Annotated in this window: 12 protein-coding genes; 2 read left to right on the top strand and 10 right to left on the bottom strand. The window is 68.5% G+C overall.

Annotated elements, in window-relative coordinates; translation table 11 throughout:
* Positions 1–124 precede the first annotated feature (124 nt).
* On the bottom strand, positions 125–1,327 hold the full coding sequence (locus C1A15_RS09805; RefSeq protein WP_101722395.1) for an NADP-dependent isocitrate dehydrogenase: 1,203 nt from the start codon (positions 1,325–1,327) through the stop codon (positions 125–127).
* A gap of 182 nt (positions 1,328–1,509) precedes the next feature.
* A complete protein-coding gene (locus C1A15_RS09800) occupies positions 1,510–2,457 on the bottom strand; it encodes an NAD-dependent epimerase/dehydratase family protein (protein ID WP_180953064.1) in 948 nt (315 codons plus the stop codon).
* A 728-nt stretch (positions 2,458–3,185) separates the two neighbouring features.
* On the opposite strand from C1A15_RS09800, the gene C1A15_RS09795 reads away from it, so the two are divergent.
* Positions 3,186–3,386, top strand: a complete 201-nt coding sequence (locus tag C1A15_RS09795) for a hypothetical protein (RefSeq protein WP_101722393.1) — start codon at positions 3,186–3,188, stop codon at positions 3,384–3,386.
* Between the two features lie 124 nt (positions 3,387–3,510).
* Here C1A15_RS09795 and C1A15_RS09790 read toward each other — a convergent pair whose 3' ends face one another.
* The 8 genes from C1A15_RS09790 to C1A15_RS09755 all read right to left on the bottom strand — a co-directional run bounded on the left by C1A15_RS09790 (position 3,511) and on the right by C1A15_RS09755 (position 14,312).
* Complete coding sequence (locus C1A15_RS09790; protein ID WP_101722392.1) at positions 3,511–4,368, bottom strand: ATP-binding cassette domain-containing protein; 858 nt, start codon at positions 4,366–4,368, stop codon at positions 3,511–3,513.
* Positions 4,369–4,403: 35 nt separating this feature from the next.
* Positions 4,404–5,177 carry a hypothetical protein gene (locus tag C1A15_RS09785; protein WP_101722391.1) on the bottom strand — a complete coding sequence of 258 codons (774 nt, stop codon included), beginning with the start codon at positions 5,175–5,177 and terminating at the stop codon, positions 4,404–4,406.
* Entirely contained in the window at positions 5,174–5,848 is a 675-nt protein-coding gene (locus C1A15_RS09780) for a hypothetical protein (RefSeq protein WP_101722390.1), read from the bottom strand. The genes C1A15_RS09785 and C1A15_RS09780 overlap by 4 nt, the downstream gene beginning before the upstream one ends.
* A gap of 17 nt (positions 5,849–5,865) precedes the next feature.
* Complete coding sequence (locus C1A15_RS09775) at positions 5,866–6,669, bottom strand: hypothetical protein (protein ID WP_101722389.1); 804 nt, start codon at positions 6,667–6,669, stop codon at positions 5,866–5,868.
* Positions 6,666–7,226 (bottom strand): RNA polymerase sigma factor, encoded by a 561-nt coding sequence (locus C1A15_RS09770; RefSeq protein ID WP_101722388.1) that lies wholly within the window; start codon positions 7,224–7,226, stop codon positions 6,666–6,668. The genes C1A15_RS09775 and C1A15_RS09770 overlap by 4 nt, the downstream gene beginning before the upstream one ends.
* Before the next feature lie 239 nt (positions 7,227–7,465).
* The gene (locus C1A15_RS09765; RefSeq protein WP_101722387.1) at positions 7,466–10,540 is read right to left on the bottom strand and encodes a mechanosensitive ion channel domain-containing protein; all 3,075 of its coding nucleotides are present in this window, start codon (positions 10,538–10,540) and stop codon (positions 7,466–7,468) included.
* A 10-nt stretch (positions 10,541–10,550) separates the two neighbouring features.
* Positions 10,551–11,393: a transporter substrate-binding domain-containing protein gene (locus C1A15_RS09760; protein WP_101722386.1), complete on the bottom strand. Its 843-nt coding sequence runs from the start codon at positions 11,391–11,393 to the stop codon at positions 10,551–10,553.
* A 285-nt stretch (positions 11,394–11,678) separates the two neighbouring features.
* The gene (locus tag C1A15_RS09755) at positions 11,679–14,312 is read right to left on the bottom strand and encodes a DEAD/DEAH box helicase (protein WP_101722385.1); all 2,634 of its coding nucleotides are present in this window, start codon (positions 14,310–14,312) and stop codon (positions 11,679–11,681) included.
* Positions 14,313–14,780: 468 nt separating this feature from the next.
* Between C1A15_RS09755 and C1A15_RS09750 the strand changes: the two genes are divergently transcribed.
* Positions 14,781–15,899, top strand: a complete 1,119-nt coding sequence (locus C1A15_RS09750) for a putative NPN-dependent ornithine cyclodeaminase (protein ID WP_101722384.1) — start codon at positions 14,781–14,783, stop codon at positions 15,897–15,899.
* The last annotated feature ends 157 nt before the right edge of the window (positions 15,900–16,056 follow it).

The raw sequence follows: 16,056 nt of genomic DNA, 5'->3' as shown, positions 1-16,056 counted from the left end.
CCGCGCGCGCAGGCGGCGGGAGGGATCCGTATTCGCCGCTTCATCGGACCGTCGCCGAAACGTGGAACGGCCCCGGCACGATCGCCGAGGCCGCAAAGCATCGCGTAGTATCGCGGGTTCGGCTTTACGCCGCCAGCCTCTTCGCGATGGCGAGGATGAAGTCGCGGGTGGAGAGCTTCACCGGGTTCGGGAGCGTGGTGATGAGCGCGAGGTCGCCCGTCATCTCGCCGGCCTCGATGGTGTCGAGCGTGGCGCGCTCCAGCTTGTCGGCGAACGCCACGAGGTCGTCGAGGCCGTCCAGCTCGCCGCGCTTGCGCAGGGCGCCCGACCACGCGAAGATGGTGGCCACCGAGTTCGTGGACGTCTCCTCGCCCTTGAGATGCTTGTAGTAGTGGCGCTGCACGGTGCCGTGCGCGGCTTCGTACTCGTAATAGCCCTGCGGCGACACGAGCACCGACGTCATCATGGCCAGCGATCCGAACGCGCTGGACACCATGTCGCTCATCACGTCGCCGTCGTAGTTCTTGCAGGCCCAGATGAAGCCGCCGTCGGCCTTCATCACGCGCGCCACCGCGTCGTCGATGAGCGTGTAGAAGTACTCGATGCCGGCCTCCTCGAAGCGCGCGGCGTACTCGGCATCGAAGATCTCCTGGAAGATGTCCTTGAAGCGGTGGTCGTACTTCTTCGAGATGGTGTCCTTCGTGGCGAACCAGAGGTCCTGCTTGATGTCGAGGGCGTACTCGAAGCAGCTGCGCGCGAAGCTGGCGATGGACGCGTCGAGGTTGTGCATGCCCTGGGCGATGCCGGGGCCTTCGAACTTCTGCACGAGCTCGCGCGTCTCGGAGCCGTCGGCCGCGGTGTACACGAGCTCCACCGTGCCGGGGCCGGGCACGACCAGCTCGGCGTTCTTGTACACGTCGCCGTAGGCGTGGCGCGCGATGGTGATGGGCTTCACCCAGTTGCGGACGCACGGCTCGATGCCCGCGACGGTGATGGGCGTGCGGAACACGGTGCCGTCGAGCATGGCGCGGATGGTGCCGTTGGGGCTCTTCCACATGCTCTTGAGGTCGTACTCGTCCATGCGCGCGGCGTTCGGCGTGATGGTGGCGCACTTCACGGCCACGCCCAAGCGCTTGGTGGCTTCGGCGGAGTCCACGGTCACCTGGTCGTCGGTGGCGTTGCGATGCTCGAGGCCCAGGTCGTAGTACTCGGTTTTCAGATCGATGTGCGGAAGCAGCAGCTCGTCCTTGATCATCTGCCAGATGATGCGCGTCATCTCGTCGCCGTCCATCTCCACGAGCGGCGTGGTCATCGCAATTTTCGCCATAGTCAACCTTTCCGTGTCCAAGAGCCTCGCGCTCCCCCGTTTTCCGTACCCGGATATGATACCGTTGCCGCGCCGCAGATGACGCGCGACCCGCCGATTTCGCCCCGAAAACACGCCTGGGGAAGCGGGGCAGGCACAAGCGCTGAGACGACGCGGCGCGCAAGGGCGCTTACGAGAGGCCTTCACCGCTCCGAGCGGCGCAGGGCTTCCTCGATGCGGGTCATCTTGGGATCGCAGAGGATCGGGCGGCGCTCGCGATACCAGGCATAGGTCCGCACCATGCCCTCCTCGAGGGCGGTTCGGGGAGAGGGCAACCCGAACTTCGCGGCCTTGCGAACGTCGAGCACGTACGAGCAGTCGCGAAACGGGAAGAACGAACGCGCTTCGAGCGCGTCGGAGCAGCGGACGTGCGCGATGCGCGGCTCGACTCCCACCGCGCGGGCAGCCGCGCGGACGAGGTCGTCCCAGCCGACCGGCTCGGGATGCGCGCAGTTGAACGCCTCGGCGCTCCAGCAGACGGGCTCGGCCAGCGACGCGACCATGCGCGCCGCTTCGTCCACGATCGCGAACTGCGTCCGCGTGCCGCCGCTCGGCACCGGCACGGGCAGCCTCTTTTCGAGCCGATCGAACAGGTAGGCCTCGCGCAGCAGGTTGTTGCCAGGCCCGTACAGGTACGCCGGCCTCACGATGGAGAGCGCGTAGCCGCAGCGCGGCTGGCGATCGAGGAGCAGGCGCTCCGCCTCGAGCTTGCCCAGCCCGTACGGGCCCCAATGCACGTTCTCGCCCGCCGGCGCGTCCTCGGCGAGCGGACGGTCGCTCGGCCGGTACACCGCGCCCGAGCTGACGAGCACGTAGCGCGCGCCGTCGTCGAAGCGCAGCGCGTCGAGCACCGGCTCCACGTCCGCCGCTGTGTAAGCGGACACGTCGACGACCGCGTCGAAGCGCTCGCCCGCGAGCGCGCCCCAACCCGACGCGGCGCGCCGATCGGCGCGGTACCACCGGCCGATGCCCGAAACCGTCGAAGGGAGGATGCCGCGCGTGAGGATGGACACGTCCCAGCCGCGCGCGACGAGCTCCCCGGCCAGCGCCTGCCCCACGAACTGCGTCCCGCCCAACACGAGCACGCGCACGGCGGCCCCCTTCCCCCGACAACGGTTACGCCCCCATGGTAGCGCATCGCGGTCGCGGGCGGTGCACGCAGGACGCGCCGTTCGTGGCAGAAACTTGGAGAAATTCGTCGCATTTTCGCGCTTCGAGCCGGCGGGCGCTCGAATACAAACTGCCGACCAGGCAGTATGCTGCAGTCCCGAAGCCCAATGCCCGTTTATGCCCGCGAGAGCGGGCGCAAACGACGAATTTCTCCGCGTTTCTGCCACGAACCGCGATCTCCGCTGTTAAACCAAGATTGACATAGGCCCGGCCAGATCGTCATCCTGAGCGAGCGCAAGCGAGTCGAAGGATCCCGGCTGGCGCCGCACGGGATCCTTCGACTCCGCGGCTGCGCCGCTCAGCTCAGGATGACAAGGCGCGCGCCGGCCTGCGAAATGTCAATGTTGGTTTAACAGCGGAATCGCCGAGTTCCAAGCAATTTTAGCGTTTTGCGAACGCGCAGGGCCTCAGCGGAGCATTGTCCGCAGTATCGGACTTCGCCGACCTGGGGCGATGTCCGGCCTCTCGTGCGCGCTCTTCGCCGATAACGCTCGAAAGCGTCTGAATCGTTCGCAAAACGAAAAAATTGCTTGCCGATCGCGATTCTGCTGTTAAACCAACATCGACACGGTCCCTTTCCCGGGACATGGAAAACGGGCCCTTCCGCCTACGATGCGATTGCCGGAAAGCATCGGGGAAAGGACCCGCCATGGGGATTGTAGACCAGGTCGCGACGATGACGCTCGCCGAGAAGCGCGAGCTTGCCGAGGCGCTGTGGAGGGCCATCGCGGAGGACCTCGCAGCCTCCGCCTGCGGCGAGCCCGACCGGTGCCCGAGGTGCGGCCGCCCCTCCTTCGTGCGGAAGGGCCGCGACGGCTCGGGCGGCCAGCGGCGGCCGAGCCGCGGCTGACGCACCTGGAGAGCCGCCCGTTCATGAGCTGCGTCAACGGGTGGACGATCGGCGAGAGGTACGGGTATGTGTCAACGTTGGTTTAACAGCGAACCGCGATCGCGATGAAACGCCCCGGGGAGCCTTATCGGGTGCTCAGGGCCATGTAGCCGTCTTCGAGGGTGGGCTCGACGGGTTCGGAACCGGCGGGCGGCGCATCGGACACGATGCGGTAGCGCGTCCCCTGCGCCGTGGTGACCGCGTTCGCCACGACCGCGCCCGCCGGCGGCGCCATGAGAGGCGGCGTGAGCCACGTGCGGCCGTGCGCGCCGTCGATGAGGCCCGCGGTGGCGCCGTCGTAGCGCAGCCGCCCCGCACGCAGCACGCACACGTAGGGGCAGGTCTGCGCCACGTCGTCGAGGATGTGCGTGGACAAGACCACCGTGCGCTCGCCGCCGAGCGTTGCCAAGAGCGTGCGGAAGCGCATGCGCTCCTCGGGGTCGAGGCCGGCCGTGGGCTCGTCCACCACGAGCAGGCGCGGGTCGCCCATGAGCGCCTGGGCGATGCCCACGCGCCTCCGCATGCCGCCCGAGAACCCGCCGATGCGCCGCCGGCGCACGTCGGTCAGCCCTACGCGCTCGATGAGCTCGTCGGCTTGGCGGCGCCGGGCGCGCCGGTCGTCCATGCCCTTGAGAACGCCCACGTAGTCGAGGAACTCGGGCGGCGTGAGGTTGGGATAGGGCTCGATGTCCTGCGGCAGGTAGCCGAGGGACTTCTTGAGCGCGCGGCGGTTGCGCGGCTCGGACAGGTCGCGCCCGTCCACGAGCACGCGCCCCGTCGTGGGCCCCACGATGCCGCAGAGGATGCGCATGAGCGTGGTCTTGCCGGCGCCGTTCGGGCCGATGAGCCCGATCATGCCGGAGGGCAGGTCGAGCGTGAGGTCGTCGAGGGCGCGCGGCTTCTTCGGGAAGTCCTTGCCCAGATGGTCGAGGGAGATGAACATGGGGGTATCCTTTCTGCGCGCAAGCCCTGGCAGGCTCAGCGGCGGCGATAGGTGCGTTTGCGGGCGATGGCTCCGGACAGCGCGAGGAGCGCGACGGCGACGGCGAGCTTGAGCGCGAGCAGCGCGACGGCCTCGAGGGACGTGGCGGCGGCGGCCGGGCCCTGATAGTCGAGGAACGGGCTCGATCCGAAGAACGCCTGGCAGATCGGGTCGGCGACGATATGAACCTGGAAGCCGCCGCCCCCGTCCACCGACACCCCGCGGAACGAGAACGCGAACAGCGCCCCGCACCACGCGACCACCGCCGCGCATCGCGCCAGCGCCCGCGGCAGCAGCGCGCCCGCCAACGCCGACAGCGCCGCGGCGAGGGCAGCCGAGGGCAACACCACGCCCGCAAGCAGCACGATCGCCTGAGACAGCGCCCACGCGTTGCCGTGCAGCATCTGGCCGACCACGCAGAACAGCAGCACGGCTGCCGATGGCAGCGTCATCACCGCGAGCGCGCCCGTCACGCGCGCTGCGCTCAGCGCGACGGAGCTCACGGGCGCCGAGACCTCGACCTCCGAGACGCCGAGCCGCTCGGGCTGGGCGACGAGGTCGGTGAAGGCCGCAGCGTAGACGACGGGCGGGAGCATGGCCAGCACCTGCGCCAGGAACACGAGATCGGCCGCGTCGCCCGTCTCGAAGGGCAAGCCGTCGTTCACGGTGATCGCCATCGAGAGCAGCGCGAGCGCAGACGACACGATCCACAGCGCCCGCTGGCGGGCCGCCATGCGGAAATGGGCGCGCGCCAGGCAAAAGAACCTCATCGCGCGCCTCCCAACCTGTTCCATGCGTATTCGGGCGCGCCCAGCGCACGCCAAACGCAGGCCGCCGCCGGGAGCAGCACGAGCAGCGGCAGCCCGCGCTGCAAGGCGAGCGGAGCCACGTTCGGATCCCAGACGAGCGCGAAGAACAGCCATGCCGCCACGACGGCGAGCGAGGCGTTGCGGGAAGACCCCGCGAGCGCCGCGGCGACGTACGCGGCCAGCACCATGAGCGCCGCGCCGCCCACCGGCGTGACGAGGCCCATCCACCCGACATCGCGGTACACGATGCCCATCGCCTCGAGCGGCGCGAACATCGCGAGCGCGCCGGCCGCAGCCGCGGCGAGCACGACGGCCCCGCGCAGCGTCTGCACCGCGCGGAACTCCGCCGGCGTGGCCGTCTGCAGCTCCACGAGCGGGTCGCCCGTGAAGGCCGCGACGGCGCAGACGCCCACTGTCAAGGGATACGCCTGCGTGAACGCGAGCATCGCGAGCGCAGCCGCCGTCGCGCCCGCCGCGTGCGCCCACCATGCGCCGACGACGGCGATGCATGCGCCGACGGCCATCGGCACGACGACGCCCACGACGCGCACCCGCCGTGCCTGCGCGGCCGCGAGCGCGCGCAGCTGCGATCCCGTCAAGCGGCCGTTGCCGCCGCCATATCCTGCAATCATGCGTAACCTCCTCGAATTCAAGCTGCGTCCAGATGCGCGACCAGCGCCCGGCGCGCCGTGGCCACCGCAACCGCGAGCAGGGCGCACCCTGCAGCCGCAGCCGCTTCGGGCCCGACGGCGCCCTGCAGCTGCGCGATCGCCGAGAGCGCGCCGCCCGCGTCCGCCGCGCGCCCAACCGGCACCACGAGCGGTACGAGGAGCGCACCGGCCACCGCGCCCGTCCACGGGGCGTTCGACCACACCGCGACGAACGCCGAGGCGCCGGCCACGGCAGAAAGGGGAACGAGCCACGACGAGACGAGCGCGCCCAGCCCGAACGGCGCGCCCAGCCAGACGAAGACCGCCGAGGCGGCGAGCCCGGCGAGCGCGTCGACGCCCAGCACCAGCGCCAACCGCGCGAGCAGCACGGTCTGCGGCCCCAACGGCATGGCCAGCGCCAGCGCGTCGGCCGCGTCGTTCGAGAGCGCGGCCGTCACGGTGATCGCCGCGCCCAGCAGCAAAAGCGCCGAAAGCCACCAAGCGGCATCGCCCGAACCCCCTCTTGCGGCCACGAAGCACGCCGCGCCCGTCGCGAGCGCGGCCATCGCGAGCGCGGCCGGCAGCACCGCTCGCGGCATCGCGCGCGCCTGCGCGGCCGCCAGGCTCGCGGCCAACCGGGCGCCCTTGCGCGCCGTCCAGGCCGGCGCCTCGAAGATCGACGGCTCGTCCTCGATGCGCGCTGCGATGCGCGCGAACGGGGGCACGTCGGACGCGCACGCCCGTTCCTGCATCCTCATCGCCTCGCGCAACGCCGCGCGCGGCTCGGTTCCGTCCGTGTTCATGCTCGCCTCCCCAAGGTCTTCTGCAACAGGGCTCGCGCGCGGGACACGCGCGACTTCACCGTGCCCACCGGCACGTCGGTCACCTGGGCGATCTCCGCATAGGGAAGCTCGTGCAGCCAGGCGAGCCGCACTGTTTCGGCCAACGCCGGCTCGAGGGCGTCGAGCGCGGCCACGATCTCGTCCACGCCCGCTTGCGCCATGAGCGCGCCCGAAGGGTCGCCTCCCTCGTCGACGACCTGCGCCGAAGCCTCGTCGAGCGGGCACTCGGCAAGCCGCACGCGCCGCATGCGCACGTACACCTGGCGTTTCACGATGCCCAGCAGCCACGTGAGCACCCGGCTGTCGCCGCAAAACGCGCGAGCGGAGCGCCAGCAGCCCAGCCACACGTCGGCGGCGACCTCCTCGGCAAGCTGGCGGTCCGGGCAGCGCGCCGAGGCGAACGCGAGCACGGCCGGCGCGTAGCGTCGGTACAGCTCCTCGAGCGCGCCTTCGTCGCCGCGCGCCATGCGCGCGAGCGCGGCGCGCGCCCGCTCCTCGTCCGCTTCGAGCCCTCCCATGCCACCGCCTCTCGTTCCCGTCGTCGCGTTCAACCCTTTGGTAGCGCCGAAGACCGACGCGGTTCACGGAAAATCGTCGTTTTCGCACGAAGCCGCTCTTTTTACCCCGGCGCGGCGAACGCTCGGCCATCAGCGTACCCTAACCTGCACCGGCTGCACGCCGCATTCGGAGCCCGAGAACGCGAAAGGGCCCGGAACGATCGTTCCGGGCCCAAGTTCCCCGCGCTCGCGCAGCCGTCTCAGCGCGTCTCGTCGTCGTCCTCGTTGCCGAGGTCTTTCGAGGCGGCTTTCTGCTCCTCGTTGAAGCGGTCGGCGCTGCGCTTCTCGGCCGCCGTCGCCTTCTTGAACTCGGTGGGCTGGTTGATGACCACCTGCGGGTACGGGATGCTGATGTCGTGCTTGTCGCAGATCAGCTTCATCTCGCGGTTCAGGTCGCGCTCGAGCTGCACGCGGTCGGTCTCGGCGCACTGCACCACGATGCGGATGTTCACGCTGTTGTCGCCGAGCGACACGACGCCCTTGTAGAACGGGCCGTCGAGAATGGCAGGCAGGCGCTTGCGGATGTTCGGCAGCTCCTTGGACAGGATGTTCTCCACGCGCTCGAGCGACTCGCCGTACTCGATGCCCACGTCGCACGAGGCGTAGGACGTCTCCTTGGTCATGTTGACGACGTTGCTGATGTCGCTGTTGCGGATGACCTTGATGTTCTGGGAGCCGTCCTCCACCTTCGTCGTGCGCACGCCGATCTCCACCACCGTGCCGCGCCAATCGCCCACCATGATGATGTCGCCAACGCGGAACTCGCCCTCGAAGATGATGAACAGGCCGGACAGGATATCCGAGACGAGCTCCTTCGCGCCGAAGCTGATGGCGATGGACAGGATGCCGGCGGAGGCCAAAAGCGTGGTGGTGTCGACCCCGACGAGCATGAGGCAATAGTACGCCATGCCGATGATGGTGGCGTACTTGATGAAGCTTCCCAGCAGGCGGCACACGGTCTCCCCGCGCGCGCCGAGCACCGTCGACAGGAGGTCGAGCAGCTTCTGCACCACGGTGACCACGGTCAGGGCCACGCATACGAACATGATGCACGCCGTGAACGCGAATATGTTGAGCCCGCGCTCCCAATCGCCGCCGAGGATGTAGGAGAAGATGGAAGCGCTGCCGAAGAAGCGGTCCTGGAACACCACGGCCACGCACACGGCGATCACCGAAACGCCCAGCAGCCACTTGACCACGGCGGCCGTCTTCTGCTCCGCCGTCCGCTCGCTCCACTTGAACGACCGGTCGAGCCAGCGGCTCGCGGCGGACTCCGTCTTGATCTTACGGCCGCTCGGCATGGTCACGTCGAACATGCGCGACTCGGCCTCCTCGCCGGGACGGTTCGGCACGGAGAAGCCCCGCTTCGGCTCGAACGCCAGCAGCAGGAAGATCACCGCGAGGCACACGAGCGCGATGCCGCCCGTCGTCAGCGTCAACGGCACGCGCTCCGCCATGAGCTCGCCCTCGGTTCCGGCGATGTACAGGTAGTAGCCGTCCGTCTCGGCGGACGAGGCGTAGTACGTGACGCCCTCGACGGTGATGTAGTCGCAGTACCCGTCCTTCAGCTGGCTCTCCAGCATCCCGTGCTCGAGCGCGGGCTTGCCCACGAGGCGCTGGTCGGGGAAGGAGGCGAACGTGCCGTCGGATTTGCTCACCGCGAAGGCGAACCCGTCGGCGCCCGACTTCAAGCCGTCGAGGACGCTGTCGATCTGCACGCTGGCCAGCAGGTTCTCAAGGCGCGTCGAGCGGATTCCGAGCTGCACGAGCCCGTTGGCCGTTCCTTCGGCGTCGTGCAGCGCCACGCCGATGTACTGGCGCAGCTCGCCGGAGACCTCGTCGGGCTGCGGATCCTGCACCACCGAGTCGGCACCCTGCAGCAGCTTCCTGAACTCGAAGGACTGATCGTCGGGGCTATCGCTCAACGTGAGGTTCGCGTACGAGGAGTTCGTGGCCGTCATGGCGCCGGTCTCGTCGTAGGCGAACACGTACTGAACCTGCAGCACGTCGGCCAGCTTCTGCAAGTCGGCTTTGTTCTCGAGCGCGGGATTCCGGTCGAGGATGTAGCCGGCAACGCGCGTCTTGCTCAGGTAGCGCTCCCCGTACTGGTCGTTCAGGTCCTCCATGCGCTCCGTGGAGCGTTGGATGGTTTCCACCACCTCGTCGACGCGCTCGTTGTTGGCCACCGATTCCGACGACAGCGCGAACAGCGTCTGCATGTAGAACGTCACCAGCAGGATGGCCAAGAAGCCCACGAACGACAGCACGGCCGCCTTCCGCCCGATGACCTTGTTGTAGAGCAGCGGCCCAAGCGTGCGGAAATGGTCCGAATCGTAGCCCTCGCGTTCGTCCTCGCGCATGACGAAGATGCCGTACATGATGACCACGCACATCACCGCGAAGAAGATGAACAGGATGACGCCCACCGTGATGTTGCGGGTAGCCGCCATGTCGCTCTCGGGCACCGCGGCGATGTAGTACATATCGCCGATCTTGCTCACGTTGCAGTACAGCGATTCGCCGCCCAGCTCCATCCAGGCAAGGTTTCCGTCCTCGAGGGCGCTCGCGTCGAGGCCGCCGTCGATGGCGTCGGTGCCGACGAGATTCGCGTTCGGATGGTATTCCACAAGGTAGTCCTGCGCGGACACGGCGAACAGGTAGCCGTGCTGGCCGATGGCGATGTTCTTGAGCACGCTCTCCGTCGAGCCCGTCACCTCCACGAGCTCGCGCAGCTCGGCGGGATTCTGCTCGACCACCACCATGGCGTCGGCGTCGACGGCGGCGGCGTAGTAGCGCATGAGCCAGCTCTGCTCGGGCAGCTCGATCTCCACCGCCTGGGAGGGCTTGCCGTCGTCGAACACCGTGCGCAGCTGGTTGAAGCGCGGGTACGCGAAGTCGGCGAGGGTGTCCTGCGCCTTTGCGATCAGGCTGCCGTCGCGGCCGACCACCATGACGTTGTCCACGCCGAGGAGGTCCTTGTACTCGGCCATCTTCGCGTCGGTAGCCTCGAAGCCCGTGTCGTTGTTCGCCATGAAAGCGACGCTCGCGGCCTTCGACTGGAATATCTCGTCGTAGGTGAGGGTGTTCTGATCGACGTTCTCCTGCGCCGATTCCAGCAGCTCGGGAAGCGCGTCGGCTTCCTGCCTCATCTCGCTCGTGTAGTCCTCGAGCGACAGGTCGTTCTGCATCGTGGACAGCACCACGCCCATGACGGCCATGCTGACGGCCGCCACGAGGACGAGGATGGCGATCTTCACCTTGAGTTTCACAGACATGCGCGCCCCCTTAGTCCCATTTGTCCGTCAGCCGGGCGATGGTGCCGTCGTCGAGCATGCCCTGGACAGCGGCGGAAACCGGCTGGCTGAGCGCGGAGTCCTTCTGCGTGGCGACGCCGTACTCCTGCGTGTCGATCGTGAAATCGAGAATGCTGCGATCGTCGTTCAAGTACGTTTTGGCGATGCTGCCGTCCATGCACGCAGCGTCGATCGTGCCCTCCTCGAGCGCCTTGCTGAGATCCTGGTACGACGCGAGCTGCACAAGATGGAACGTGTCGAACGCGACGTCGGAGTTGTCCTCGTTGGCCGACAGGGCCTCGCCGGACGTGAAGCCAGCCTCCGTCAGCTTGATCACGAGCTGCGGAGCGGTGTTCGAGCCCGACATGGTGCCGAGCGTCTTGCCCTCAAGCGCGTCGACGCCGTCGATGAGCGCGCTGTTCTCCACCATGACGATGGAGTCGTCGGAGTAGTACGCGGGCGAGAAGTCGAAGTTCTTCTGCCGCGATTCCGCGATGGAATAGCAGGCCACGAGGCAGTCGACCTCGCCGTTCTGCAGCATGTCCTTGCGGTTCTCGGGCAGCACGCTCACGAACTCCACCGCGCCGTAACCCATGCGCGCGGCCATCTCGTTCGCGATGTCGATCTCGAGGCCGTAGTACTTGCCCGTGCCCTCGTTGAGGTAGCCGAAGCCCACCACGTCGCTTCGCACGCCCACGCGCAGCGTCTCGCCGCTCGACGCCGTTCCCTTGTCGTCGCCTGGGCCCGCGCACCCTGCAAGGCCCGCCAACGCGCACGAAAGCAGCGCCACGGCGAGCAGCAGCGCGATGCGCGCCCCTCTCCCGGTCTTCCCCATCCGTTTCCTCCCGTCGCACCTAACCTTCCGGCCGCCTCGCCACAGCGACGCAGCACCGAAATGCTCAGTATGGCAAAAAGTCAGCGAAGCGAAGACCTGGGCGAACGGTTCAAAATATTGTTGAGGACGAGAGATGGAGCAAACCTGTCCCAAAGGGGACAGGCACCTTTGGGACAAGTTGGGGGGGATCCTGGGCAGTCGCACCCTGCCGCGCTTTCGAGGAGACGCGCGCCGGAACATGTCCGCGGCGCGCGGGAGGCGAGGCGAAGCCGCGCATCGGGCGAGCTACTCCGCCTCCAGGTCCTCCACGAAGCCTGCGCGGAGGCTCTTGAACACCGCCTCGCCTTCCTCCTGGGTGGCGTCGAGGTCGACGTCGGCGACGAGGGCGAAATCGTGGTCGCCCTCAGGGTCGCTGAATATCTGGCGCACGTGCCACACGCGGTCGGTCGCCTCGTCCGCCTCGTCGATGGCGAGGTAGGCCATCGAGCGGGCGTCGGCGTCGATCTGGACGGCCTCGTGCACCTCGAAGTAGGCGTCGAGCGCGCGCTGCCAGCGCGGTTCGCCGCAGCCCCATTCCTGGTCGAGCTTGCCGAGCTCCGCCGCGCGCCCCTGCGAGGCCAGCCGCACGCGCCGGAACAGCGCGTTGCGCACGAGCACGGTGAGGCCGCGGCGGTCGGCCACCACGACGTCGTCCGCCGTCGGCGGCGCGGCGTCGGCTGCGGAGCCGGCGCTCTCCCACTCGTCCACGAGGCTCGAGTCCACCGAGCGCACGACGAAGCCGAGCCACGCGATGACGTCCGCGAGCCGCTCGTCGCGCAAGGCCTCGGGCACCGTGCGGTCGAGCACGCGGTAGGCGTCGGATAGGTAGCGCAGAAGCGTGCCCTCCGAGCGCGCGATGCCGTAGCGCTGCACGTAGCCCTTGAAGTCGGACGCGCCCTCCAGCATGTCGCGCAGCACCGACTTCGGCTCCAGCTGGAAGTCGCGCGCCCAGGGCACGTCGGCGCAGTAGCGCTCGAACGCGGCGTCCAGCAGCTCCTCGAGCGGGCGCGGGTACGTGATCTCGGCGAGGCGCTCGAGGCGCTCCTCGTACTCGACGCCGTCGGCCTTCATGTCCTGCATGGCGCGGTCGCGCGCGGCGCGCTCCTGGGCGCGCAGCACCTGGCGCGGGTTCTCCAGCGTGGCCTCGGCCATGGAGATGACGTCGAGCGCGTACGTGTCGCTTTCCGGGTCGAGCAGCTCGAGCGCCGCCAGCAGAAACGGCGACAGCGGCTGGTCGAGCGCGAAGTCCTCGGGCAGGTCGACCGTGGTCACGTACGCGGTGCCCCCGTCCTCGCCCTCGACGCTCTCGATGACGTCGGCGTTCACGAGCGTCTCGAATATCTCGTCGGCGCGCACGACGAGCGCGGCCTTCTCCTCGGCGGTCTGCGCCGAGTCCTCGATGAGCCGGCGCACGCGGCTGTACGCGTCGCCGCCCTGCACCACCTCGGACAGCACCATAGAGTGGGTGATCTTCATGCGCGGCTTCAACGTCTCGGGCACCGCCGCGATGAGGCGCTCGAAGGTCTGCTTGTTCCAGGTGACGAAGCCCTCGGGCGGCTGCTTCTTCTTGACCTTGCGGATCTTCTTCGGATCGTCGCCCGCCTTCGCCATGAGCTTCGCGTTCTCGATGTCGTGCTCAGGGGCCTCGGCGATCACCATGCCCTCGGTGTCGAAGCCCGAGCGCCCCGCGCGGCCCACGATCTGATGGAACTCGCGGGCGCGCAGACGGCGCATCTTGTAGCCGTCGAACTTCGTGAGCTGCGTGAGCACCACGGTATGGATGGGCACGTTGATGCCCACGCCCAGCGTGTCGGTGCCGCAGATGACGGGCAGGAGGCCCTGCTGGGCCAGCTTCTCCACGAGCAGCCGGTAGCGCGGCAGCATGCCCGCGTGGTGCACGCCCACGCCGCTCGCCAGCAGGCGCTTGAGCGTCTTGCCGAACGCCGTGGTGAAGCGCGTGCCCTTCACGGCCTCCTTGACGAGCTCGCGCTGCTCCTTGGAGGCCACGCCGTAGCTCGACAGCGCCTGCGCGGTGGCCAGCGCCGCGTCCTGCGAGAAGTGCACGAGGTACAGCGGCGCCTCGCCCTTGCGCAAGGCCAGCTCCACCGTGCCCTCGAGCGGCATCTCCACGTACTCGTACGACAGCGGCACCGGGCGCGGCGCGTCGGCGACGACGTCCACGTCCGTGCCCGTGCGCTCCTTAAGCGACGCCGCGATGGCGCTGACGTCGCCCAACGTGGCGCTCATGAGAAGGAACTGCGTCTTCGGCAGCGTGAGCAGCGGCACCTGCCACGCCCAGCCGCGATCGGCATCGCCGTAGAAGTGGAACTCGTCCATGGCCACGCAGCCTACGTCGGCGGCCTCGCCCTCGCGCAGCGCCTGGTTGGCCAGGATCTCGGCCGTGCAGCAGATGACGGGCGCCTCGGCGTTGATGTGCGCGTCGCCCGTGATCATGCCCACGTTCTCGCGGCCGAGCACCTCCACGAGGCTGAAGAACTTCTCGCTGACCAGCGCCTTGATGGGCGCTGTGTAGTACGAGCGCTTTCCCGTGGCCAGCGCCATGAACTGCATTCCCAGAGCCACGAGCGACTTGCCCGAGCCCGTGGGCGTGCCGAGGATCACGTGGTCGCCCACCATGAGGTCCATGAGCGCCTCTTCCTGGTGGGGCCACAGCTCGATGCCGCGCGCACGCGTCCAGTCGAGGAAGCGGTCGAGCGCCGCGTCGGGCGAAAGCCACGGCTCGGGCTCGGGCTCGCCCTCGGCTGGCTCCCACCAAGCGGGAGCGAGCCGGCCCAGCGAGCCGTGCGCGAACGCGCCCTCGCCGTCGGGCGGGACGGACGGGACGGGCTCGGTCGTTGCATCCTGCGCGCGTTCAACCATGGGGAAAGGCCTCCGGGAGTCTGGAATCGTTGTTCGAAAGCGTATTCTACCCGAGCCGCCCGCCCGAACGCCCCGGAACGGAAAAGAACACGGGGCCGGGCGGCTCTTCGTCGGCTTCGGGCTTCTCCGCCGGGGCCCGCCGCAAGGTTGCATCGCGTTTCCGGGCGTGAATCGGCACCCCTGACAATCTTCGAGGGATCGCGGAGCCTCGAAACGCGCCGAGAATCAATGCCGTCAGGGGTTTTGCTCATCATTCGAACCGCACGGCAGGCAGGAAGCGATTCGAGATCGGCAGGGGTGCCGATTCGCGCCCAAAACGCCAGGGGACGGGGGCATCGGCGTGCGCCCCGCTGCCGCGCGCTCCCCGCGACACCCCGGGCGGCGGGCGTACGAGCGCCTGCGGTGCGGATGCCCCCTCTCCTGCTATAATCGCCCTCCGAGAGAGACGTTTCAGAAAGAAGGCCGCCCATGAGCTTCGCGCTGAACCCCTACACCGCGCCCGACTTCGACCGCGAGCCGCTGGCCGGCGCGCCCGACGCCCTGCTGCTCCCCGCGCCGAAGGACGGCGTGGCGCCCGAGGGCTACCACGCCATGAGCATCTACCCCGAGTACTTCAAGATCGACGGCACGTGGCTGCTCGCGGAGGACAGCCGCATGGACTGCGTGCCCGTCTTCGAAAACGGGCGCATCTTCGTTCGCGAGTTCCGCCACATCCGCGCAGGCGACGCCATCGTGTTCGGGCGCACCGAGTCGGGCGCGCAGGGCATCTACGTCCACACGAACGGGTTCGACGCCGCGCCGGACGACGAGGGCGAGCTGGCCGACGCCGGCAGGCACGCCGACAACTTCGCCTTCCGCCTGGGACGCTCGCGCGAGACCGCGTTCTCCCGCGAATACGACGAGCTGTACGAGCTGCTGAAGCACGAGCGAGAGCACGGCTACATCGTGTGGGTCATGGGGCCGGCGTTCTCGTTCAACGGGTTCTCGCGCACGGCGTTCTCGAAGATCATCGAGGCCGGGTACGCCGACGCGGTGTTCGCCGGCAACGCGCTGGCCACGCACGACCTGGAGGGCTCCTACTTCCACACCGCGCTCGGCCAGGACATCGAGACGCAGGAGAACCGCCCGCTCGGCCACTACAACCACCTCGACACCATCAACCGCGTGCGGCCGTACGGCTCCATCGAGCGCTTCATCGAGGAGGAGCAGGTGACGAGCGGCATCATGCACGCCCTCGAGAAGAAGGGCGTGCCCTACGTGCTGGCGGGCTCCATCCGCGACGACGGCCCGCTGCCGTGCGTGCTGGGCAACGCCTACGAGGCGCAGGACGCCATGCGCGCCCACCTGCGCAAAGCCACCACCGTCGTGTGCATGGCCACCATGCTGCACACCATCGCCACGGGCAACATGACGCCGTCGTACCGCGTGCTCGAGGACGGCACCGTACGCCAGGTGTACTTCTACTGCGTCGACATCGCCGAGTTCGCCGTGAACAAGCTCATCGACCGCGGCTCGCTGGCCTCCCGCGGCATTGTGACGAACGTCCAGGACTTCATCGCCAACGTGGCGAAGGGCCTGGGGCTGTAGCGGGACGGGAGCCCGCGCGTCTGCCCGCCCGCACGGGCGCGCGGGCTCCGAAAATGCCTCTTGACTCGGAGTCGGCTCCAAGCCGTATGCTCCTCGGCGACATCGAAGGACGAAACCTAAGGAGCACGGCATGAACGACGTGATGATACTCACCGGC

Origin of the sequence: Eggerthella timonensis, from assembly GCF_900184265.1 — a bacterium.
Lineage (GTDB): Bacteria > Actinomycetota > Coriobacteriia > Coriobacteriales > Eggerthellaceae > Eggerthella > Eggerthella timonensis.
Note: the sequence above shows the minus strand (reverse complement) of the source record. Positions and strands in the feature narration are given on the sequence as shown.

Bases quoted from the DNA above. Each gene is read 5' to 3' on its own strand.
- C1A15_RS09785 (WP_101722391.1), bottom strand. From the start codon at position 5,177: ATGAGGTTCTTTTGCCTGGCGCGCGCCCATTTCCGCATGGCGGCCCGC.
- C1A15_RS09755 (WP_101722385.1), bottom strand. From the start codon at position 14,312: ATGGTTGAACGCGCGCAGGATGCAACGACCGAGCCCGTCCCGTCCGTC.
- C1A15_RS09765 (WP_101722387.1), bottom strand. From the start codon at position 10,540: ATGTCTGTGAAACTCAAGGTGAAGATCGCCATCCTCGTCCTCGTGGCG.
- C1A15_RS09775 (WP_101722389.1), bottom strand. From the start codon at position 6,669: ATGAACACGGACGGAACCGAGCCGCGCGCGGCGTTGCGCGAGGCGATG.
- C1A15_RS09750 (WP_101722384.1), top strand. From the start codon at position 14,781: ATGAGCTTCGCGCTGAACCCCTACACCGCGCCCGACTTCGACCGCGAG.
- C1A15_RS09790 (WP_101722392.1), bottom strand. From the start codon at position 4,368: ATGTTCATCTCCCTCGACCATCTGGGCAAGGACTTCCCGAAGAAGCCG.
- C1A15_RS09805 (WP_101722395.1), bottom strand. From the start codon at position 1,327: ATGGCGAAAATTGCGATGACCACGCCGCTCGTGGAGATGGACGGCGAC.
- C1A15_RS09780 (WP_101722390.1), bottom strand. From the start codon at position 5,848: ATGATTGCAGGATATGGCGGCGGCAACGGCCGCTTGACGGGATCGCAG.
- C1A15_RS09770 (WP_101722388.1), bottom strand. From the start codon at position 7,226: ATGGGAGGGCTCGAAGCGGACGAGGAGCGGGCGCGCGCCGCGCTCGCG.
- C1A15_RS09795 (WP_101722393.1), top strand. From the start codon at position 3,186: ATGGGGATTGTAGACCAGGTCGCGACGATGACGCTCGCCGAGAAGCGC.
- C1A15_RS09760 (WP_101722386.1), bottom strand. From the start codon at position 11,393: ATGGGGAAGACCGGGAGAGGGGCGCGCATCGCGCTGCTGCTCGCCGTG.